Annotated in this window: 20 protein-coding genes and 1 other annotated feature; of the genes, 14 read left to right on the forward strand and 6 right to left on the reverse strand. The window is 28.3% G+C overall.

Annotated elements, in window-relative coordinates:
• Nucleotides 1–8 precede the first annotated feature (8 nt).
• Together JJC02_05975 and JJC02_05980 are read left to right on the forward strand one after the other, a co-directional pair.
• Entirely contained in the window at nt 9–1,025 is a 1,017-nt protein-coding gene (locus tag JJC02_05975) for an alpha-hydroxy-acid oxidizing protein (GenBank protein UDN55721.1), read from the forward strand.
• 65 nt (nt 1,026–1,090) lie between these two features.
• Complete coding sequence (locus JJC02_05980; GenBank protein ID UDN55722.1) at nt 1,091–1,339, forward strand: hypothetical protein; 249 nt, start codon at nt 1,091–1,093, stop codon at nt 1,337–1,339.
• 164 nt (nt 1,340–1,503) lie between these two features.
• Here the strand turns inward: JJC02_05980 and JJC02_05985 are convergent, their stop codons facing one another.
• The 6 genes from JJC02_05985 to JJC02_06010 form a co-directional block, all read right to left on the reverse strand.
• On the reverse strand, nt 1,504–2,001 hold the full coding sequence (locus JJC02_05985; GenBank protein UDN55723.1) for a CarD family transcriptional regulator: 498 nt from the start codon (nt 1,999–2,001) through the stop codon (nt 1,504–1,506).
• A 240-nt stretch (nt 2,002–2,241) separates the two neighbouring features.
• Nucleotides 2,242–3,306, reverse strand: coding sequence for an ABC transporter permease (locus JJC02_05990; GenBank protein ID UDN55724.1), 1,065 nt, complete (start codon nt 3,304–3,306; stop codon nt 2,242–2,244).
• 2 nt (nt 3,307–3,308) lie between these two features.
• Nucleotides 3,309–4,406 (reverse strand): ABC transporter permease, encoded by a 1,098-nt coding sequence (locus JJC02_05995; GenBank protein UDN55725.1) that lies wholly within the window; start codon nt 4,404–4,406, stop codon nt 3,309–3,311.
• 13 nt (nt 4,407–4,419) lie between these two features.
• Entirely contained in the window at nt 4,420–5,355 is a 936-nt protein-coding gene (locus JJC02_06000; GenBank protein UDN55726.1) for an ABC transporter ATP-binding protein, read from the reverse strand.
• Nucleotides 5,356–5,543: 188 nt separating this feature from the next.
• Complete coding sequence (locus tag JJC02_06005; protein UDN55727.1) at nt 5,544–6,188, reverse strand: response regulator transcription factor; 645 nt, start codon at nt 6,186–6,188, stop codon at nt 5,544–5,546.
• Nucleotides 6,181–7,341 carry a sensor histidine kinase gene (locus JJC02_06010; protein UDN55728.1) on the reverse strand — a complete coding sequence of 387 codons (1,161 nt, stop codon included), beginning with the start codon at nt 7,339–7,341 and terminating at the stop codon, nt 6,181–6,183. Before JJC02_06010 ends, JJC02_06005 begins: the two co-directional genes overlap by 8 nt.
• A 184-nt stretch (nt 7,342–7,525) precedes the next feature.
• Here JJC02_06010 and JJC02_06015 point away from each other — a divergent pair, with 184 nt between their 5' ends.
• The 12 genes from JJC02_06015 (at nt 7,526) to alaS (ending at nt 22,589) form a co-directional block, all read left to right on the forward strand.
• A complete protein-coding gene (locus JJC02_06015) occupies nt 7,526–7,870 on the forward strand; it encodes a YraN family protein (protein ID UDN55729.1) in 345 nt (114 codons plus the stop codon).
• Between the two features lie 30 nt (nt 7,871–7,900).
• Nucleotides 7,901–9,505, forward strand: coding sequence for a YifB family Mg chelatase-like AAA ATPase (locus JJC02_06020; protein ID UDN55730.1), 1,605 nt, complete (start codon nt 7,901–7,903; stop codon nt 9,503–9,505).
• Nucleotides 9,506–9,523: 18 nt separating this feature from the next.
• Nucleotides 9,524–10,624 (forward strand): DNA-protecting protein DprA, encoded by a 1,101-nt coding sequence (gene dprA / locus JJC02_06025; GenBank protein UDN55731.1) that lies wholly within the window; start codon nt 9,524–9,526, stop codon nt 10,622–10,624.
• Between the two features lie 32 nt (nt 10,625–10,656).
• Nucleotides 10,657–12,744 carry a type I DNA topoisomerase gene (gene topA, locus JJC02_06030; GenBank protein UDN55732.1) on the forward strand — a complete coding sequence of 696 codons (2,088 nt, stop codon included), beginning with the start codon at nt 10,657–10,659 and terminating at the stop codon, nt 12,742–12,744.
• 164 nt (nt 12,745–12,908) lie between these two features.
• On the forward strand, nt 12,909–13,694 hold the full coding sequence (codY, locus tag JJC02_06035) for a GTP-sensing pleiotropic transcriptional regulator CodY (GenBank protein UDN55733.1): 786 nt from the start codon (nt 12,909–12,911) through the stop codon (nt 13,692–13,694).
• A gap of 115 nt (nt 13,695–13,809) precedes the next feature.
• Nucleotides 13,810–15,075, forward strand: a complete 1,266-nt coding sequence (locus JJC02_06040) for a replication-associated recombination protein A (protein ID UDN55734.1) — start codon at nt 13,810–13,812, stop codon at nt 15,073–15,075.
• A gap of 30 nt (nt 15,076–15,105) precedes the next feature.
• Nucleotides 15,106–15,876 carry a GNAT family N-acetyltransferase gene (locus JJC02_06045; GenBank protein ID UDN55735.1) on the forward strand — a complete coding sequence of 257 codons (771 nt, stop codon included), beginning with the start codon at nt 15,106–15,108 and terminating at the stop codon, nt 15,874–15,876.
• 109 nt (nt 15,877–15,985) lie between these two features.
• Nucleotides 15,986–16,432 carry an Rrf2 family transcriptional regulator gene (locus JJC02_06050; GenBank protein UDN55736.1) on the forward strand — a complete coding sequence of 149 codons (447 nt, stop codon included), beginning with the start codon at nt 15,986–15,988 and terminating at the stop codon, nt 16,430–16,432.
• Nucleotides 16,433–16,449: 17 nt separating this feature from the next.
• Nucleotides 16,450–17,643, forward strand: a complete 1,194-nt coding sequence (gene nifS / locus JJC02_06055) for a cysteine desulfurase NifS (GenBank protein ID UDN55737.1) — start codon at nt 16,450–16,452, stop codon at nt 17,641–17,643.
• Between the two features lie 53 nt (nt 17,644–17,696).
• Complete coding sequence (gene nifU / locus JJC02_06060; protein ID UDN55738.1) at nt 17,697–18,137, forward strand: Fe-S cluster assembly scaffold protein NifU; 441 nt, start codon at nt 17,697–17,699, stop codon at nt 18,135–18,137.
• Nucleotides 18,138–18,421: 284 nt separating this feature from the next.
• Entirely contained in the window at nt 18,422–19,501 is a 1,080-nt protein-coding gene (mnmA, locus tag JJC02_06065) for a tRNA 2-thiouridine(34) synthase MnmA (protein ID UDN55739.1), read from the forward strand.
• Between the two features lie 142 nt (nt 19,502–19,643).
• Nucleotides 19,644–19,882, forward strand: a binding site (T-box leader).
• A gap of 67 nt (nt 19,883–19,949) precedes the next feature.
• Nucleotides 19,950–22,589, forward strand: coding sequence for an alanine--tRNA ligase (alaS, locus tag JJC02_06070; protein UDN55740.1), 2,640 nt, complete (start codon nt 19,950–19,952; stop codon nt 22,587–22,589).
• Nucleotides 22,590–22,603 lie beyond the last annotated feature (14 nt).

The following is a 22,603-nucleotide window of genomic DNA, read 5'->3' on the forward strand; positions in this document are numbered from 1 at the left end:
GATTAAAGATGGAGTATAATGAATTATTAAAAAATGCTAGAGAAAATTTAAATGGAAGTTGTAAAGTTTGTAAGGTTTGTAATGGAGTTGTTTGTGCAGGGGAAGTTCCTGGTATGGGAGGTAAAGGCAGTGGTTCTTCTTTTATAGAAAATAGTAAGAGCTTAGAAAAAGTAAAAGTAAATATGAGAGTAATACATAATGTCTCAAATCCTGATACATCTATAGAAATGTTTGGGAAAAAAATGAGTGCGCCTATATTTGCAGCTCCAGTAACAGGAACTACTTTAAATATGGGTGGAAAAATTAATGAAAGAGATTACATAGAACCAGTAGTTGCAGGATGTGCTAATAGTGGTATTTATGCAATGGTTGGAGATACAGCAGTAGATGCTTTTTTAATGGAAAATTTAGATGTAGTTAAAAAGTATAATGGAGCTGGAATTGTATTTATTAAACCTTGGGATAATGAAAATATTATAAAAAAGATAAGACTAGCTGAAGAAGCTGGGGCATTTGCAGTTGGAGTTGATATAGATGCTTGTGGTCTAGTGACTTTATCACTACATGGAAAGCCAGTACTTCCTAAAAATGTTGAACAAATAAAAGAGTTGGTGAACTCTACTAAACTACCATTTATATTAAAAGGAATAATGACTGTTGAAGATGCATTAATGGCAGTTGAAGCAGGTGTAGATGCCATAGTTGTATCAAATCATGGAGGAAGAGTACTAGATTGTACACCAGGAGCATGTGAAGTTTTACCAAGAATTGCTGATGCTGTTAAAGGCAAAGTTACAATACTTGCAGATGGTGGAGTTAGAACAGGATTAGATGTATTAAAGATGATAGGACTAGGGGCAGATGCGGTATTAATAGGAAGACCTTTTGTGACTGCTTCATTTGGTGGAGCAACTGATGGTGTAGAAACTTACGTAAATAAGCTTCAATCAGAACTAAGTAGTTCTATGATATTAACTGGATGTCAAACTATAAAAGATATTGATGGAAAAGTTATATACAAATAAAATTTTATACAAAAAAGAGGAAAAATCATTTTAATGTAGAATAATTGTACAAAGGGGGAATTTATATGAGTAGAAAAGCTTATGAAGAAGCCTTAGTAGAATTAGAAAAATTTATTGATGAAAGAAAAGAAATAATTAAAAGTGCGGAGGACTGTATTGATAAGTACATAGTTGACAGAACGCTACCTTTTGATTACAAAGATAAATGTGTGGAATGGCAACAAGAGTTACTTGATATTGCAGAGGCACAAATTTTAGAAGCAAATGAGTTAAGTGTTTTATTAGAAGAGAAAAAAGAACTTGAGCAAGAGTAAGTTTTATTACTAAGTCTAGAGGAAAATCAAGAATATGATTTACCCCTAGACTTTTTTATTAAAATAAAGATGTCTATCTAATTAATCTATCTTTATTAATTTTAGATTGAAAGGTTTGAAGAAGAGTATAGTAATCATATGAATAGTTAAACAATTAAACTAGTTTAATTGTTATTTTTTGAATTTAGTATATGGTTTTTCATTTCTTCTAATACAATTGTGTAGGATTTGCATTGTGCTGCAGCCAATTCTGACAAAGCAAATCTTTGAGCCTTATTTAGAAAGTCCTTATCTGTGCTACATAGTTGTTTTGAATTATCTTGTATCATAAGCATCTTAATTAATTTCACAATCTCGAAAACATCTCCTGAATGAAATTTATCCTGGTATAGTTTAAGTCGTTTTTTTCTATCAAGAACCCATAAACAATCCGCTTTATCAATGGATTGGATAAAGTTGTCAACTTCATTTTCATCCATAACTGGACGTACGCCAATCTTATCAGCATTTAAAACTGGAATCGAAATTTTAAGATTACTATTGTAAATAACAGTCAATTCATAGTATTTTTGTATATGATGATTTACATCCTTTGTTACAAGACCACTTATATAACAGGCTCCTTCTTTTGGATACATTACACTTTCACCGATTTTATACATATGGTTATACCTCCAAACTGAATTTTAGATATTGCAATTTGGGTACAATGCTTTAATTATCTAATAATTAATATTATATCATGAAATACTTGACAAGTCAAATGAGTTAATATATAATAAAAAGTTTAGAATAATAGATATATATAATTGGATATAAAAATATAAGATAAGAGGATTTAATATATTAAAATATCTAGTTAGTACTGTATAAAATAACATACTAACTAGATTTAATAATTATTAATTTCTAGCAAAATCTCTTAAGTTAAGACTTCCAGCTGTTATAAATACCATTCCAATAAGAATTAAAACAATTATATTTATTAATATATTACCATTATTATTAATAGCATCTATAGTCCAATAAAATGGTGTAAGCTTTGAAAGATTAGCCATAAAGGATAATTTATTAAGTGATGGTATCATACTAGATATGGATATAGCTAAACCTATTAAAGAATAAAACGTAGACATAAGACTTATAGAACCTTCGTTTTTAAACACCCTAGCTATCCAAAATACAAATCCAGTAGCAACAAAACTATTTGCAAGTACAATCATCAATGTACTTAGAGTCAATTTAAAATTACTTATAGATGTGAAACATACTAAAGTTAAGGTGTATACAATTGCTTGAGTAAAAAATAATCCTAAAAATATGCTGAAAATTATTTTTATATCATTATGTTTTGTAGAAACAAGTCTTTTTAAGGTATTAGATTTTTTTAATGAAAATAAATCAGAAGCTAGATGCGCTGCATTAATGTACATAAAATAACATATCAAGAAAACTATTAAAAATGAATTTTTATTCTTACCTGAACTGTTATCAATTATATTTGTCTTGGTCAATTTATCATCTATATTTCTATCTATTTTTAATTTTAATGAATTAGTAATAAAAGATTCTATTTGTGATTCTGCCCAAAGACTACCTCCACCATTTTCAGTTTTAAAGCATTTAACCATAGGTCGTTTTAAGTTATCTATATTGCTTGAAAAGTTTTTATCTAAAATGAAGACAGCAGAAACTTTATTGTTTTTTAATAGATTCATAGCCTTGTCTTGTTCGTTTAATCCAAATGAGTTTTCTTTTAATTTAGAATTATCTATTAACTTATGTTCGTATTTTCCAGAAGAATTGGATACAATTGCTACTGGAGAAAAGTACATTGATTGATTTTCTGAGTTGCCAGTAAAAAAGTTAAGATAAAACATTAATATAACAGGAAATAAAACCATATTAACTAAAAGAGCATGATTTTTTATATATCTTTTTATGTTTGCAATAGTCAACCTAATCATTATTAAACCTCCCTCCATTTATATTTTTCTTTTATAATAGAAAGTGCAATCAATACTGTAGATGCAATTAGGCATGTAAAAATTAAACTTTCTATTGAATCTATAGTTTTAAACGTCTCATAATTACTGAACAATGTTCCTATTAAATAAGTAGGAGATAAACTTGTAAACTTAGTAAATACATCATTTACCATGCTGAAAATACCTCCAAAAACTGTTTGTAAGAAGAGTAATGCATAAACTATAACTGTACCATATTTCTTGCTAAAAAAGGTAGTTATAAAAGTAGATATTGAAGTCATAAAATAAGAAGCTAAAGCACAAAGTAAAGCTAATATAACAAAGTTACCTTTGAATGTTACACCGAGTGTTCTAAAAAATAAAACGTATAATGATAAAAATATAAATGAGTAAATCCATAAACCTACAAAATCATAAATTAAAAATTGTACTCTAGTTACAGGCATAGAGTAGAGTCTTTTTGAAAGTCCTTTTGATTCACTTACATAATTTGATAAAATGTTATTCATTATAAAAATTATTGCGAAGAATCCAAGGGAAACTAAAGCAAAGTACTCATAAGAGTTTTGTTTAACATTATTTTTTATTATAGAGGTATCAATAGAATTCTTATTAAATAATTTTGAGAAATCTTCTGAACTTAATTTTTGAGAATTATTCAAATATAATTTTTCATGATAAGTATCTAATATATCTTGAAGTAATATTGGAATATAATCATTAGCTTTAAGTTTTTCTATACTTATATTATTTGATTTTTCATTTAATAAATTATTCTCATATCCTTTAGGTATAGTAAGTTTTAAATCTGCCTTAGAATCATCTTTTTGAACTGTTAATATAGAAGATAAATCATTTTTTAAGTATCCTGTCAAATTATTTGATAGCTTTGTATTATCTTTGTCATATATAACAATTGATGTCAAATCTGTTTTTATAGGATTTTGAAACATACTTTCTGTCACCATACCAAGAAATCCAGCTAAAACTAGAGGTAAAGCTAAGAAATATATTAAATTAAGTATAAAGGAGCTTTTTAAACCTTTTAGCATAGTTTTTACACTAATGTATAATTTCATGAAATCACCTCCATTAATCCCTTAAATTTTTCCCTGTTAGATTCAAAAACACGTCTTCTAGACTAGGTTCTTCATAAGATATTCGTGTTATTTTTGAATTATTTTTGTCAACAACAGATAACACATCTGTAAGTTGTAATTTTTTGTCTATATCTAATTCTAATAATGAATTATTTTCTAAGATAGATATAACACCTTTAGTATTTTTTAAATCAAATATAAGTTGAGCATTTATATTTTTTATTTCCATAATTAATTTTGTATTTGTAGATACTAATGATTTTAAATAATCATTATCTCCAAAAGCAATCTCCTTACCTTCATCCATAATAAAAATCTTAGAACAAAGATGCTCAACTTCTTCCATGTAATGAGAAGTATATATTACTGTGGTTTTTTGCTTTTCAGATATATTTTTTATAAAATTGAAAATATGATTTCTTGATTGAGGGTCAACACCTACAGTTGGTTCATCCAATATTAATATTTTAGGATGATTTAAAAGTGCTATTCCAATGTTCAATCTCCTTTGCATACCACCAGATAATTTTTTAACTTTTTTCTTTTTAACATCAGTAAGTCCTGTGACTTCTAAGGCTTCAGTTATTCTCTCTTGAAGCAATTTTCCCTTTAATCCATAGTAAGCCCCAAAGTACTCTAAGTTATCAAAAGGAGTAAGTGTTTCTATAAGTGCTAATTCTTGTGGAACTAATCCTATTATAGACTTTGCTTTTATATAATCTTTTGACAAATCTAAACCATTGATTTGAATGTTGCCACTATTTGGTAACATAAGATTTGTAATTATATTTATAAGTGTAGATTTACCAGCCCCATTTGGTCCAATAAGTCCAAATATCTCTCCTTCTTTAACAGAAAAGCTGATATTATCAAGTGCTAATTTATCATTAAATCTTTTTGTTATATTATTTACTCTGACTATATCCATAATAATCCCTCCCAAAATAATTTTGTATAAGTTAAAAATCTATAATACTATAATAAAGAATTATGAATCATAATTCTATTACTATAAGTCACTAAAAAAAGTGACTTAAGTCACTTTATATTTTTATTTATTATAAATGAGCTTGTGAGTAAGAAATTTTTTAGGGTATGGATTTCTTACCTATATATTTATATTACAATTTTATTTTTGAAGGCAAATATAACTAGTTGAGTCCTATCACGAAGCTCTAGTTTCCCTAAGATATTAGTGATATTATTCTTTATTGTACCTTCAGATAAGAATAATTCTTGGCTGATTTCTTTGTTGTTAAGTCCATTTGCAATTAATCTAATTATGGATATTTCTTTTTCTGTTAAATTATACATATCAGAAATATGTTCTTGTTCTATAGTTTTTTCAGGGGACATAATTTTTTTAGCTACACTTTTATCAAGTACAATATTGCCAAAAAACGAGGAACGAATCCCTTCATGTAATACTTCATCTGAACTATCCTTTAAAAGATATCCTGAAGCACCAAACTTCATAGCATCTTTTATGTACTCATCATCATTAAAGGTTGTCAAAATTAATAATGCTATAGAACTATCATATTCTTTTATAAGCCTTGTTCCTAGAACTCCATCACAAACCTTCATCCGAATATCCATAAGAACTATGTCTACATCATTTGTTTTACAAAATTCTAACGCTTCATATCCGTTGGAAGCATCTCCTACAATTTCTAAATCGTCATAAGATGATAAAATAATCTTAAGACCTTTTCTAATCAATTTTTCATCATCTACTATAAGAACTTTGATTTTATTCAAAAAAATCACCTCCTGAAAATTTAGGAAAAGATGCTCTAATTGTGAATCCAGTATTAGAATTATCGAATTCAACTTTTCCATTTAATTCATATATTCTTTCGCTAATACTGTTAAGTCCATTTCCCTTTTTTATATTGTTACATCCTATACCATTATCACTGATAGTAATTATAAGATTTGAAGGATTAAATGTTATAAAAATTCTAATTTCAGTTGCTTTTCCATGCCTTGATGCGTTAGAAAGCGATTCCTGAACAAGTCTATATAAAGCGATAGATTGATTTCTAGATAGGTTCCAAGTATTTTTTGATATAGTTAATCTAACGTTGATATTTGTAAGCTTAATAAAGCTTTTAACCAGTTCTTTGATTTTAAGTAAATTTTGATAATTTTCATATTCAACAGGTTTTAGTTCAGATATAGCTCTTCTTACATCTTGAAAACTTTCAGTTACAAATTCTCTAAGTTCATGAACTGAATCAGAAATGAGAGGTTTGTCTTTTAAGAGCTTTTCTATAGCATTTAATTGAATTATCGTTGTAGAAAGAGAATGTCCAACACTATCATGTATTTCCCTCGATATACGGTTTCTTTCTTTCAAAATTGTTAATTCTTCTATAGAACTTGCATAAATCTCTAAATCAGCATTAGCTTTTTTTAATTCGTCTTTAGAAACTCTGAGTTTATCATAAAGACTTTGATTGTATAATTTAGATAAATTCTCACTTTCTAGATACATAGAAAGTATAGTTATAATTAGTAATATAGAACTTGATTCTAGTGCTAAATATACATTTTTATCTAAACCAATGATAAAAGAGGATATTATAACTAAAGAGAATAATATGTATTTATATTTTTCCTTTATTAAAAATGAGGTATCCAAAATTAAAGGGACAAAGTATAGTGAATTAAAAGTTTTTGTATAATTATACAATATAAAAATTAAAATAAGCTCTAAAAAATAAGAAATAAGTATAAATTTATTCTCATTTGATAAAGAAAAAAATCTAACTTGATTATTTATTATTAGAAATAATATAATCATTGTTATAACTGGATACAATGTATTTTCAGCATTATTCAAATAGTTTACAAGTAATATAAATAGAGATAAATATCGTATAAAAATAAATAATTTTTTTCTGTTCATTAAAGACATTCCTCCATAAAAATAAACTTTCCTCATGAAAACTAGCATAATATCATAAAAGAATAAAGTCAATAGAAGTATTTATTAATATTAATGGAAATAAAATCAATTTCAAAAAAATGAATAGTTAAATTGTATACTGACGATAATTTAAAAGTAAAAATTTAATATATTGGAGTAGATAATGAATAATAAAGAAAAAGGTGATTTTGGAGAAGAAATAGCAGTTAATTATCTGCTATCAAAAGGTGCAAAGATACTAGAAAAAAATTATAGATTAAAGATAGGGGAGGTAGATATAATAGCAAATATAGGAGATGAAGTTATATTTGTGGAGGTGAAATCAAGGTCTAACATAAAGTATGGCTACCCTTGCGAATCTGTAGGTTTTAAAAAAAGAAAAAAGATAATTGATGTCGCAAAATACTATATTATAAAAAATAACTTAAATAATACTCCTATAAGATTTGATATTATAGAGGTATATTTATTAGAAAAAAGAATAAATCACATAATGAATGCTTTTTAAAAAAGATAAAGTTTTTGGAAAGGATTAAATATGTTAAGTATTATTAATTCAAGCAACTTAGTGGGAATAGACAGCTTTTTGATAAAGGTTGAAGTAGATATAAGCAATGGAATACCTAGTTTTAATATTGTTGGTCTTCCAAGCAAAGAAATTAAAGAAGCAAGAGAGAGAGTAAAGTCAGCAATTCTTAATAGTGGATATAAATTTCCAAGCACTAGAATAGTTGTAAATTTATCGCCAGCAGATATAAAAAAAGAAGGAGCTTTTTTAGACTTATCTATAAGTATAGGTCTTTTAAGAGAGTTAATAAAAAAGGATGAAAATTACATAAGAGAAAGTATGTTTATAGGAGAGTTGTCATTAGATGGAAAAATAAGAAAAGTAAGAGGGATATTGCCTATAATTATGGGTGCAAAAACCCAAAACATAAAACGTATTTTTATACCAATTGAGAATATAAAAGAAAGTCTATTTGTAGATGAAATTGATATAATTCCTATTAAAAGTTTAAAAGAATGTGTAGATTTTTTAAATGAAGAAATAAAAGTCGATAAAGTAAGGATAATGTCTTTTTTGAATGATAAGTCAAAAAAAGATAATGAAGAACTAGAAAAAGATGATAATTATATAGATTATAAATATACTAAGATTAATAATATAGAAAAAAGTAAATATGATGAAGATTTTAAGGATGTAAAAGGAAATTACTTCGTAAAGAGAAGTGCAGAAATTGCAGCAGCTGGAAATCATAATATGTTTATGATTGGACCTCCAGGCTCAGGAAAAACTATGATTGCAAAAAGAGTAAGGACAATTTTACCAGATATAAGTATAGAAGAAATGATAGAAGTAAGTAAAGTTTATAGTGTATTGGGTATGATAAATGAGACTAAAGGAATAATTGATAAGAGACCTTTTAGAGCACCTCATCATACAACTACAAAGCAATCCTTAATTGGAGGAGGAATGGATGCAAGACCTGGAGAAGTTGCTTTAGCACATAGAGGTATCTTGTTTTTAGATGAAATAGCTGAGTTTGATAGAAAAATACTTGAGACTTTAAGACAACCTATAGAAGATGGATATATAAATATATCTAGAGTAAAATACAATGCAAAATATCCTTGTAAAGTATTGTTAATTGCAGCTATGAATCCATGTCCATGTGGTTATTATATGTCAGAGACAGAGTGCAGATGTAGAAGTAATGAAATTGATAGATACATAAATAAAATATCAGGTCCACTGTTAGATAGGTTTGATATTTTTGTAGAAGTTAATTCTATAAAATATTCAGATTTTAATTCTTCAAAACAAGAAGAAAGCTCTCAAAAAATAAAGAGAAGAGTAGAAAATGCTAGAAAAATACAGATAAATAGATTTAAGAAAGATAATATAAAAAATAATAGTGAAATTAAAGCTTACAATTTATTAAAATATTGTAAATTAGAAAAAGAAGCTTCAAAAACGGCTGAGATAATATTTAATAAATACAACCTGAGCAGTAGAAGTTATACAAAACTTTTAAAAATGGCAAGAACAATAGCTGATTTAGAGGATATGGAATTGATAAATTCACAGTGTATTATAGAAGCTTTTTCATTTAGAAAGGCTTATTATAGTTATTTTAAATAAGGTTTTGAGGTGGATTTTATGGAAAAGAGAGATACTTATTTATGGTTGAAATCAATTAGTGGAATAACAACAAAAACAATTGAAATAATAGAAAATGAAATAGTAAATATTGAAGATATATTTGATTTTTCTGAAAAAGAAATATATAATTTAAAAAATATAAGCTTGAATATTAGAAAAAATATAGTAAAATATAGAGGTCACGCTTATTTAGAAAGTATAAAAGAACTACTTTACAAAAAAACAATTAAATATATTTGTCAATATGATAAAGAATATCCTGAAACTTTAAAGAATATATACAATGCTCCAAAGTTATTATTTTATAAAGGTGACATAGGTTTAGTTAATAATAATTTTAATATAGCTATAGTAGGTTCAAGAAAACCTACAGCCTATGGAATTAATTGTGCAAAAACAATAAGTTGTCAACTATCCCAGTGTGGAGTTAATATAGTAAGTGGATTAGCTATAGGAATAGATGCATACTCGCACATAGGTTGTATGAGTGGAAAATCTAAAACTATAGCAGTGCTTGGTTCAGGAGTAGACAATCCTCTTCCAAAACAAAATTTACATTTATCAAATAAAATATTAGAAAATGGGGGATTATTATTATCAGAGTATAATATTAACTCGACAGTAGCTCCATACCATTTTTCTAATAGAAATAGGATTATCAGTGGATTAAGTGACGGAGTAGTTGTTGTAGAGGCAGCAATAAAAAGTGGTGCATTAATCACAGTAGATTTTGCTCTTGAACATGGTAAAAATGTTTTTGCAATACCTGGTAATATAAATTCTCAAATGAGTAGAGGTTGTCATAAAATTATAAAAGAAGGTGCAAAATTAATTGAAAATATAGATGATATTTTAAATGAATATAACATATTTAATATTATTAATAAAAAAATAAATCAAAAATATGATAATATAAGTTTAAATGCCAAGTCTAAGCAAATAATTGAAGCTATAAAAAGAGAAGGAAACTTGCATATAGATAGTATTTGTGATTATACTGGTATAGAAATAAAGTATGTAAATTCAATAATCAATGAATTAGTACTAAATGAGTTAGTAGTAGAAATGAATAATAAAACGTACAGTTTAAATGTATAAATTAAGATTAGGTAGTGGGGGTGTATGGTTTTATGGCCAAAACATTAGTCATCGTAGAATCGCCTGCAAAAGCTAAAACTATAGAAAAATTTTTAGGGAAAAGTCATTACACAGTTAAAGCATCAGTTGGTCATGTCAGAGATTTACCTAAAAGTAAATTAGGTGTAGATATAGAAAATAATTTTGAACCTCAATATATAAATATAAGAGGAAAAGGCGATGTAATAAAGGAATTAAAAAAAGAAGCTAAAAAATCTAAACAAGTGTATCTAGCAACTGACCCTGATAGAGAGGGTGAAGCTATATCATGGCATTTAGCTCATATACTAAATCTAGATGAATCTGAAGATTGTAGAATAGAGTTTAATGAGATAACTAAGGATGCAATCAAAAAAGCAATTAAACATCCTAGAAATATTGATACAAATTTGGTTGATGCACAACAGGCAAGAAGAGTGCTAGACAGACTTTTAGGTTATCAAATAAGCCCTATATTATGGCAAAAGCTTAGAAAAGGTCTTAGTGCAGGTAGAGTGCAATCTGTTACAACAAAATTAATTTGCGATAGAGAAAAAGAAATAAAAGCATTTATTCCAAAAGAATATTGGACAATAGATGTTGAAGCAAAGACAGCAAAAGATAAAGATATAACTTTGAAATTTTATGGTAAAAATGATGAAAAGATTGAATTAGAAAATGAAGAAGCTGTAAATGAAATACTGAGAGAAATGGAAGGTAAAGATTTAAAAGTTGAGAAGATAGAATCTAAATCAAGACGTAAATCAGCTCCAAAACCATTTACAACAAGTATGCTTCAACAAGAAGGAGCAAATAAACTATTTTTTACGACTAAAAAAACAATGATGATAGCACAAGAATTATATGAAGGTATCGATATAGAAGGTGAAGGTACTGTTGGTCTTATATCATATATAAGAACTGACTCTAAAAGAATATCTGATGAGGCAAAAGAAAAAGCTAAGGGTTATATAGTAAGTAATCTAGGAGAAAACTACTATAAAAACGCTGGTGATAAAAAAGAAAAAAAGGATGCTAAAAAGGTTCAAGATGCCCATGAGGCAATAAGACCAACTTCTGTTGATAGAACTCCTGATAGTATAAAAGCTTCCCTTAGCAAAGACCAGTACAAGTTATACAATTTAATTTGGAGAAGATTTGTAGCTAGTCAAATGGAGGATTCAGTATTTGACATATTAAATGTAGAATGTAAAATAGGAGATATCGTATTTAAAGCAACTGGTTCAAAAATGAAATTTGATGGTTATACAAAAGTATATAATTTTTCAGAAAGAGAAGACAAAATTTTACCAAGTATAGAAAAAGGGGATATATTAAATATAGAAAATATATTACCAGACCAACATTTTACACAACCACCAGCAAGATATACAGAGGCTAGTTTAGTAAAAACACTAGAGGAACTAGGTATAGGTAGACCAAGTACGTATGCTCCAACAATAGCTACTATATTGAATAGAGAATATGTTGAAAAGCAAGGAACAAGTCTATGTCCAACAGAACTTGGAATAATAGTTACTGATATTTTGGAAAATAATTTTCATAAATTCATAGATGTGGATTTTACTGCTGATATGGAAAGTAAACTTGATGTTATAGAAGAAGGAAATACAGATTGGAAAAAGATTGTATCTGAATCATATGCACCGCTTAAAGAAGCTATTGAAGAAGCACTTGAAAATATAGAAAAAGTAAATATGGATGAAGAAACTGATGAAATCTGTGAGAACTGTGGTTCTAATATGGTTATAAAATATGGTAGATTTGGAAAGTTTATGGCTTGTAAAAACTATCCTGATTGTAAAACAACTAGACCAATTATGAATAAAATTGGTGTTAAATGTCCAAAATGTGAAGAAGGAGATATTATACTTAGAAAATCTAAAAGAGGTAAAGCTTTTTATGGATGTTCTAATTATCCAAACTGTGACTTTGTAGCTTGGAATAAACCGACAGGAGAGTTTTGTGAGAAGTGTGGTTCATATATGGTTGAAAAAGTGACTAAATCCGAAACAAAAACAGTGTGTTCTAATAAAGAATGTAATAAAGAGTCAAAAGAGCATAATGACGGAAAAGAGTGAAAATTGAAAAAAATCACATAATTCTCTTGAAAAAGGTTCCAATCTATGATAATCTTTCAAGTGTAAACAACTAATAGAAAAATAAATTTTCATTAAAAGTGAGAATAATATTAGAAAATATAAAAGGTTATTAAAAGGCCTAAATTTCATGAGGAGATGATTAAATGGCAAGTGAAGTGTTACAAAAAACAAGGAAAATAAATAAAACATTACAAACAAGTGGTGGAAGCAGTGTCTCTTTTGATTTACTGGCCGGAGCATTGGGAGATGTTTTAAGTTCTAATGTTTATGTAGTAAGTGCAAAAGGTAAGGTACTAGGTCTTCATTTAAATGATGCTCAAGACAGTTCAGTTATAGAAGATGAGTATACTAAGCAAAAGAAATTTTCAGATGAATATACTCAAAATGTGTTAAAAATCAATGAAACATTAGAAAATTTAAATGGTGAGAAGATATTAGAAATCTTTCCTGAAGAGCATGGAAGATTACAAAAATATACTACAGTAGTTCCAATATTAGGAAGTGGTCAAAGACTAGGAACATTAGTACTTTCAAGATATTCAAATTCATTTAATGATGATGATTTAGTAATAGCTGAATATAGTGCAACTGTTGTTGGTCTTGAAATATTAAGAGCAATAGGTGAAGAACTAGAAGAAGAAATGAGAAAGAAAGCTGTAGTTCAAATGGCAATAGGCACTCTGTCCTACTCCGAACTTGAAGCAGTCGAACATATTTTTGCTGAATTAGATGGCAAAGAAGGTCTGCTTGTAGCAAGTAAGATAGCTGATAGAGTTGGTATAACTAGGTCAGTAATAGTAAATGCACTTAGAAAATTTGAGAGTGCAGGTGTGATAGAATCAAGATCATTAGGTATGAAAGGTACTCATATAAGAATACTTAATGACAAGCTTACAGATGAATTAAAAAAATTAAAAAACAATCAATAATCTATATTTTATAGGTTTAGATTAGAAAAGGTATCTATTTGAAATAGATACCTTTTTTAGACGAATTATTGAGATAATTATAGAGTAAGTATTTTTATTAAAAAGGAGTGAGAAGATGCCTTTAGCAGATAAAATAAGACCAAAAACAATGAATGACGTAATAGGTCAAAGTCATATAATAGGTAATGGAAAAATATTGTCTAAGATATTACAATCTAATTTTTTACCAAATATGATATTTTTTGGTCCTCCTGGTGTTGGGAAAACTACAGTAGCGGAAATAATAGCAGAAAGAAGCAATAAAAGTTTCTATAAAATAAATGCTACTAATTCATCTTTAGAAGATATAAAAAAGGTGATATCAGAACTTGGAAGTATAAATAACATAAATGGAGTCTTATTATATATAGATGAAATACAAAGTTTTAATAAAAAACAGCAACAATCAATATTAGAATTTATGGAAAATGGGAGTATAACCTTGATTGCTAGTACTACAGAAAATCCATATCATTATGTATATAAAGCTCTTTTAAGTAGGTCTACTGTATTTGAATTTAAACCTTTAGAAAAAATTGATATAGAAAAAGGACTAAAAAGAGCTGTTGATGTACTAAATGAAGATAGCTATATGGATATTGAGTGTAATAAGGATGCTATTGAAGATATAGCTATTCTTTCTGATGGAGATATGAGAAGAGCTTTAAATATTTTGGAAATGGTAGTTTACTCAACTAAACCTAATAAAAATAATATAACTTATATAGATTCAGATGTAATAAAGGCATCTACATTTAATAAGATTATAAACTATGACAAAAATGGTGATAGTCACTATGATATTTTAAGTGCATTTCAAAAATCTATAAGAGGAAGTGACCCACAGGCATCTATACACTATCTAGCAAGACTTATAAAAGGTGGGGATTTAATAAGTATCTGTAGAAGACTTTTGGTAATAGCTAGTGAAGATATAGGTCTCGCTTATCCAAATGCTATTGTGATTGTAAAGGCATGTGTAGATTCAGCTATGCAACTTGGATTTCCAGAGGCAAAAATACCACTAGCAGAAGCTACTATTCTTTTAGCTACATCTCCAAAATCTAATTCTGCATGTACAGCAATAATGAAAGCTATGGATGAACTGGATAAAGAGTTTGTTAAGGACATACCAAATAGCATAAAAGATGCTCATTATTCTGGTTCTAAAGAGATAGGTAGAGGTTGTGGATACAAATATCCTCATAATTTTAAAAATCATTATGTAAAGCAACAGTATTTACCAGATAGCATAAAAGATAGTATTTATTACATACCACAAGAAAATAAAACTGAGAGAAATATAAAAAAATATTTAGAATATCTAGATAGCGATTTTTAAACTGAACTTTATGTGTCGGGGGTAGATATTATGATTATAAAACTTAACTCAACTTATCATGGTAGAGTTATGCAATACTTAAAAAAAGAACCTGAGTACAATTTGTTTATAATAGGGGATATTGAAAGATATGGATATGGAAATAATTTTTTAAATATATGGGCAGATGTAGATGAACGAGGTGAAATAAATGCGATATTACTTAAATATTTTGAATTTATGATGTTTTATTCTGATGGAGAGTATGATGTTGAAGGCTTTTATAATATACTTTGTAATACTAACTATGAAGAAATATCTGGGAAAATATGTGCTGTAGATGCTTTAGCAAAGAGATTAGGGCTTAATAATTTAAAGATAGTTGATTTTTGCAAACTTCAAACTAGAAAGTTTTTAATAGATAATAATTGTAATGTAAAGGTTAAGAGAATTAGGCTTGGAAATCTAAAAAAAACAGTAAGGCTTTATGATTTGATAGATGAGTTTCACAGTACAACTTTAGATAATTTAAAAAATGGATTAAGAACAGGGAGAGGATATTGTGTAGAGATTAATAAGCAAGTAGTGTCAATGGCAAAGAGTACTTCAGAAAATAGGACTCATGCAATGATAATTGGAGTAGGCACACATCCTAAATATAGAGCTAGAGGACTTGCCACAAAGTGCTTGATTAAGCTATGTTCAGAACTGTTAAGAGAGAACAAAATACCTTGCTTATTTTATGATAATGAAGAGGCTGGAAAGATATATAAAAAACTAGGATTTGAAAACATTGGAAAATGGGGAATTTATTCAAAATAAAAAAATTAAAATTAATCTTGACAAATTTAGTAGGGTATAATAAAATTATCTTGAAAGTAATTCCTACTAAAACAGTATGAATTAGATTTCTATATAGAGGTGATAATATATGAAGTTGTCTACTAAAGGTAGATATGGATTAAAAGCAATGTTTGAATTAGCATTAAATCAGGATAATGGACCGGTATCACTAAAATTTATTGCTAAGAAGCAAAAAATATCAGATCAGTACTTAGAACAAATATTTTCATCTTTAAGAAAATCGGGTCTAGTAAAAAGTGTAAGAGGCGCTCAAGGAGGGTATTTGCTCTCAAAAAATGCTGAAGACATAACAGTAGGAGATATACTTGTAGTATTAGAAGGACCAGTTGCATTATCTGATTGTGTACTAGATGAAGATGTATGTGAAAACTCGAACATGTGTGTAACAAAAATAGTTTGGGAAAAGATGAAAAAGGGTATAGAAGATGTTATAGATTCAATTACTCTTAGAGATATGATAAATGACTATAACAAAAATAAATTAGAAAATGATATAACAAATATTAAAAAATAGATTTGGAGATGAATGTAATGGAAAAAAGAAGATTGTATATGGATTATTCTGCAACAACACCTATTAAAAAAGAAGTATTGGATGCAATGATGCCATACCTAACAGATTATTTTGGTAATGCATCTAGTTTTCACACATTCGGAAGAGAAGCAAAAGAGGCTTTGGATAAAGCAAGGGAACAAGTAGCAGCCCTTATAAATGCTGAACCTACTGAAATATATTTTACAGCAGGTGGTTCAGAAAGTGATAACTGGACACTAGAGGGTGTAGCTTATGCTAATAAAAACAAAGGTAATCATATAATAACTTCAAAAATAGAGCATCATGCAATACTTCATACATGTGAATACTTAGCAAAACATCATGGATTTGAAATAACTTATTTAGATGTTGATAGCGAAGGAAAAGTAGATTTAAAACAACTAGAAGATTCAATAAAAGATACGACTATACTTATAAGTATAATGTTTGCAAATAATGAAATAGGAACTATACAGCCTATTAAAGAAATATCTGAAATAGCTAAAAAACATAAGATATTATTCCATACTGATGCAGTACAAGCTACAGGTAATATTCCAGTAGATGTTAAAGAATTAGGAATAGACCTAATGAGTATGTCTTCACATAAAATATATGGACCAAAAGGTGTAGGAGCTTTATACATAAGAAAAGGTGTAAGACTTCATAACTTTGTCCATGGTGGAGCACAAGAAAAAAGTAAGAGAGCTGGTACAGAAAATATACCTGCAATAGTTGGATATGGAAAAGCAGCAGAATTAGCTAAGGCAAATATGCAAAATCATGTAGAAACTTTAACTCGTCTTAGAAATAAGCTAATAGATGGTGTGTTAGAAAGAATACCTTATACAAGAATAAATGGTAGTTTAGAAAATAGATTACCAGGAAACGCAAATTTTGCATTCCAATTTATAGAAGGTGAAGGAATACTTTTATTATTAGATATGTTAGGAATTGCTGGTTCAAGTGGTTCTGCATGTACTTCTGGTTCATTAGACCCTTCACATGTACTTCTTGCAATAGGTCTACCACATGAAATAGCACATGGTTCATTAAGACTTACAGTTGGAGATTTTACAACAGATGATGATATAGATTATATACTAGAGAACTTACCAAAAGTTATAGAAAGACTTAGAAGCATGTCACCACTTTATGATGATGCGAAGAAACAAGGCTTAATAAAATAGACAGAAAGATAAAGCATAAAAAATAGACATAAATTGAGTAGGAGGAAAAAATAATGCAATATAGTGATAAAGTTATGGAACATTTTATGAATCCAAGAAATATGGGAGAAATTGATAATGCAAGTGGTGTAGGTGAAGTTGGAAACCCTACATGTGGAGATATAATGAAGATATTTTTAGACATAGATGGAGATGTAATAAAGGATGTTAAGTTTAAAACATTTGGCTGTGGTTCAGCTATAGCAAGTTCTTCTATGGCAACTGAAATGATAAAAGGAAAAACTATAAAAGATGCATTAGAACTTACAAATAAAGCTGTTGCGGAAGCTTTAGATGGTTTACCACCAGTAAAGATGCATTGTTCAGTTTTAGCTGAGCAAGCTGTAAAAGCAGCACTTATAGATTATGCTCAAAAAAATAATATCCATATACCAGAATTGGATGGATATGTTATAGATGATGCTCATGACCATGATGTTGAAGAAGAAGAATAAAAATAAGTGATTGTGTTATGAGAAAGTTTAAAATGATTAAAAAGAAGTATTAATGAGATATAAAAAATAGCTGTTTGCAAAATAGCTATTTTTTATTGCTTAAATTAATAGTTTTAACTTGTTTTAGAAGTCAATTAATTAGCAAAATATATATTTATAATATTTGGATAATGAAAACAATTATTTTTTTTAGAAAATAGAGCAAGCTATATTTTAAATAAATACAATGCTTGTTCTATATGATATAATAATAAGTAATGCAAAAGATGAGGTGAAATTTGTTTATGAATAAAAAAGTAATGATAGGTATGAGTGGAGGAGTTGATAGCTCTGTAGCTGCGTATCTTTTAAAACAACAAGGATATGATGTCATTGGTGTTACCATGAAATTGTGGCAAGATGATGACGATGTTGAAAATGAAGGTGGTTGCTGTTCTTTATCTGCTGTTGAAGATGCTAGAAGGGTAGCAAATAAAATAGGTATACCATTTTATGTTCTGAATTTTAGAGAAGTATTTAAAGAGAAAGTAATAGATTATTTTATAGATGAATATTTAGAAGGAAAAACTCCTAATCCTTGTATAGCTTGTAATAAACATATAAAATTTGATGATTTTTATAAGAAAGCTAGACAAATAGGTTGTGATTACGTAGCTACAGGTCACTATGCAAAGATAGAAAAGGATGAAAGTACAGGGAGATATTTGCTAAAAAAATCTGTTACAGATAAAAAAGACCAAACTTATGCACTTTATAATCTTACACAAGAACAACTAGAGCATACTTTATTGCCCATAGGTGATTATGAAAAAGATAGAGTAAGAGAAATTGCTAAGGAAATTGGTATGGCAGTACACAATAAGCCCGATAGTCAAGAAATTTGTTTTGTTAAAGATAATGATTATGCAAATTATGTAAAAAAACATTCTAAAAAACGTATTGAAGAAGGTTTTTTTGTAGATACTAAAGGCAATATACTTGGAAAGCACAGGGGTATACTATATTATACTATAGGTCAAAGAAAAGGGCTTGGAATTACTTTTGGTAAACCAATGTTTGTAATAGATATAAATCCAATAAATAATACTATAGTTCTTGGAGATAATGAAGATTTATTTAAAAAGGAACTTATTGCAAAAAATGTTAACTTTATATCAATAGATAAATTAGAAGAACCATTAAGAGTTCAAGCAAAAATAAGATATTCAGCAAAGCCATCACTAGCTACTATCCATAAAATAGGAGAAGACACTATTAAAATGGTTTTTGATGAAGCTCAAAGGGCTATTACTAAAGGTCAGTCTGTAGTAATGTATGATGGAGATATTGTAGTAGGTGGAGGAATAATCGAGAAAAGTTTATAAAAACATCTAAAAAATTAAAAAAATAAACAATAAAGTATATTAAGAAAGAATAAAGTTTATAAAATAAATTTATTGTATATGAGAATATAGTATTGATTAATTTTGTAAAGTTTAGTAATATAATTAGTATATTAATTAGAAAGTAAATACAGTGATAAGGAATAGTAAAATATTTGATGTCTTACAGAGAGAGGGAAATGCTGGAAGCCCTTAGAATATAATATTTGAAGCAGCCTTTTAGTAGCAATCTTGAACAATTTTTCTTTTATAAATAGGATTTAAGTAGAGATTGACGGTAGTTACGTTATAGCTAAGGTTTTCCGAAGATATCATAATTTATATGATAATTAGGGTGGTACCGCGATTGTCCTCGCCCCTATAAATTTATTTATAGGGACGAGGTTTTTTATTTAAACGAAAAAATAAAATTTATTAGGAGGAACATGATATGGAAAAGATGGGATTAAACGAAATAAGAAGTAAGTTTTTAGAATTTTTTGAGTCAAAAGGTCACTATGTAGCAAATAGTTATTCTTTAGTACCAAATAATGATAAGAGTTTATTGCTTATAAACTCAGGTATGGCACCTTTAAAAAACTATTTTTCAGGTGTAGAAGTACCTCCAAGTGTAAGAATGTGTACATCTCAAAAATGTATAAGAACAGGAGATATAGAAAACGTAGGTATAACTGCAAGACATGCTACATTCTTTGAAATGATGGGTAACTTCTCATTTGGTGATTACTTTAAAAGAGAATCAATCAAATGGGGATGGGAATTTGTTACAGAATGGCTAAATATACCAGAAGATAAGATATGGGTAACTGTATATGAAGAAGATGATGATTCTTATGATATATGGGCAAAAGAAATGAATTTCCCAGAAGAAAGAATTGTTAGACTAGGTAAGGATGATAACTTCTGGGAGATAGGTACAGGTCCTTGTGGTCCTTGTTCAGAAATTTATTTTGATAGAGGAGAAGAATACGGATGTGACAATCCAGACTGTAAACCAGGCTGTGAATGTGATAGGTATTTGGAATTCTGGAACCATGTATTTACTCAGTTTGATAGAGATGAAGAAGGAAATTATAATCTATTAGAAAACAAGAATATAGATACAGGTATGGGTCTTGAAAGAATGGGATGCATCATGCAAGGTGTTGATACTATCTTTGAAGTAGATACAATTAAATCTATATTAGAAGCAGTTGAGAAGTTAACAGGAGTAAAATATGGAGAGAATCCCCAAAATGATATATCAATAAGAATAATAACTGACCATATAAGAGCTGTAACATTCTTAGTTAGTGATGGAGTGCTTCCATCAAATGAAGGAAGAGGATATGTCCTTAGAAGACTTCTTAGACGTGCTGCTCGTCATGGTAAGTTATTAGGAGTAAAAGAATTATTTTTACAGAAACTAATAGATGAAGTTATAAAAGTAAATGATAAAGCATATCCAATTTTAGTTGAAAAAGAAAGCTATATTAAAAAAGTAGTTGGAATAGAAGAAGAAAAATTCAATGAAACTATAGACCAAGGGACAGAAATATTGAACTCTTATATAGAAGTATTAAAAAATGAAGGAAAGACTGTCCTAAGTGGTCAAGAAGCCTTTAAACTATATGATACTTATGGCTTCCCTATAGACTTAACTAAGGAAATATTAGAAGAAGAGCATCTATCTGTAGATGAAGAAGCTTTTAATGAAGAAATGGAAAAACAAAAAGAAAGAGCTAGAAATGCTAGAGGAAATATGGATGGAGAAAGCTGGAAAGAAGACCCTCTATCAAAATTAGAATCTACGGTTGACAGTATATTTAATGGATATATTGAAATTTATGGTGAAGGAACTATTGAAGCCATAGTCAAAGATGATGAGTTAGTTCAAAGTGCAAAAGAAGGAGATAAGGTATCTATAGTACTGGATAATACTACTTTTTATCCTGAAGGTGGAGGACAAGTTGGAGATTGTGGATTAATAACTAATGAAAACTTAGTTTTAGAAGTACTAAATACTAAGAAAGGTGCTAATAATAGTATAAAGCATATAGGTATAATAAAATCAGGAGCAATAAGCAATGGAGATAAAGTAAAGACACTAGTAGATGGAGAAACTAGAATGGCAGCTGCAAGAAATCACAGTGCCACACATTTACTTCATAAGGCATTAAAGGAAGTATTAGGAGACCATGTTAACCAAGCTGGTTCTTTAGTTACTCCAGAAAGACTTAGATTTGATATTACTCACTTTGAAGCTATATCAAATGAAGAGTTAAAAGTAATAGAAGAAAAAGTAAATAATGTTATTTTATCATCTTTAGACATAAAATGTGATATTATGAATATAAAGGAAGCTAAAGAAAAAGGAGCTACAGCACTATTTGGTGAAAAATATGGTGATGAGGTAAGAGTAGTTTCTATGGGAAATTATTCTACAGAACTTTGTGGAGGAACTCACTTGACAAATACTTCTCAAATAGGAATGTTCAAAATATTATCTGAAGGTGGAGTAGCAGCAGGTGTAAGAAGAATAGAGGCAATAACAGGAAAAGCTGTTTATGAATACCTAAAAGAAAGAGATGGAATTATCTCTGAAGTTTGTGTAAACTTAAAATCTAAAGAAGACAATTTAATTCAAAGAATAAGCTCTTTATTAGAAGAGAATAAAAATTTATCTAAAGAATTACATGATATGAAAGCTAAGATGAGTTTACAATCAGCTGATTCTATTTTTGATTCTAAAGTTGAAGTAAATGGAGTTAATTTGATAACTAATAAATTTGAAGGTATGGATATGGATACACTAAGAGAAACAGCAGACAATCTAAGAGATAAGCTTGGTTCTGGTGTAGTGGTACTTGCAAATGTAGTAGATGATAAAGTTAACTTTGTAGTTACTGCCACTAAAGATGTATTAGAGAAGGGAATACATTCAGGCAATATTGTTAGAGAAGTTGCAAAAATAGCTGGTGGAAAAGGTGGAGGAAGACCTAATATGGCACAAGCAGGAGCTAGTGATGTGTCTAAGGTTGACGAAGCTTTAAGCTATGCAAGTGAGGTTATTAAGACACAAGTTAAATAACATTCACTCAAGGA

This window comes from Clostridioides sp. ES-S-0054-01 (genome assembly GCA_021561035.1).
Classification (GTDB): Bacteria; Bacillota; Clostridia; order Peptostreptococcales; family Peptostreptococcaceae; genus Clostridioides.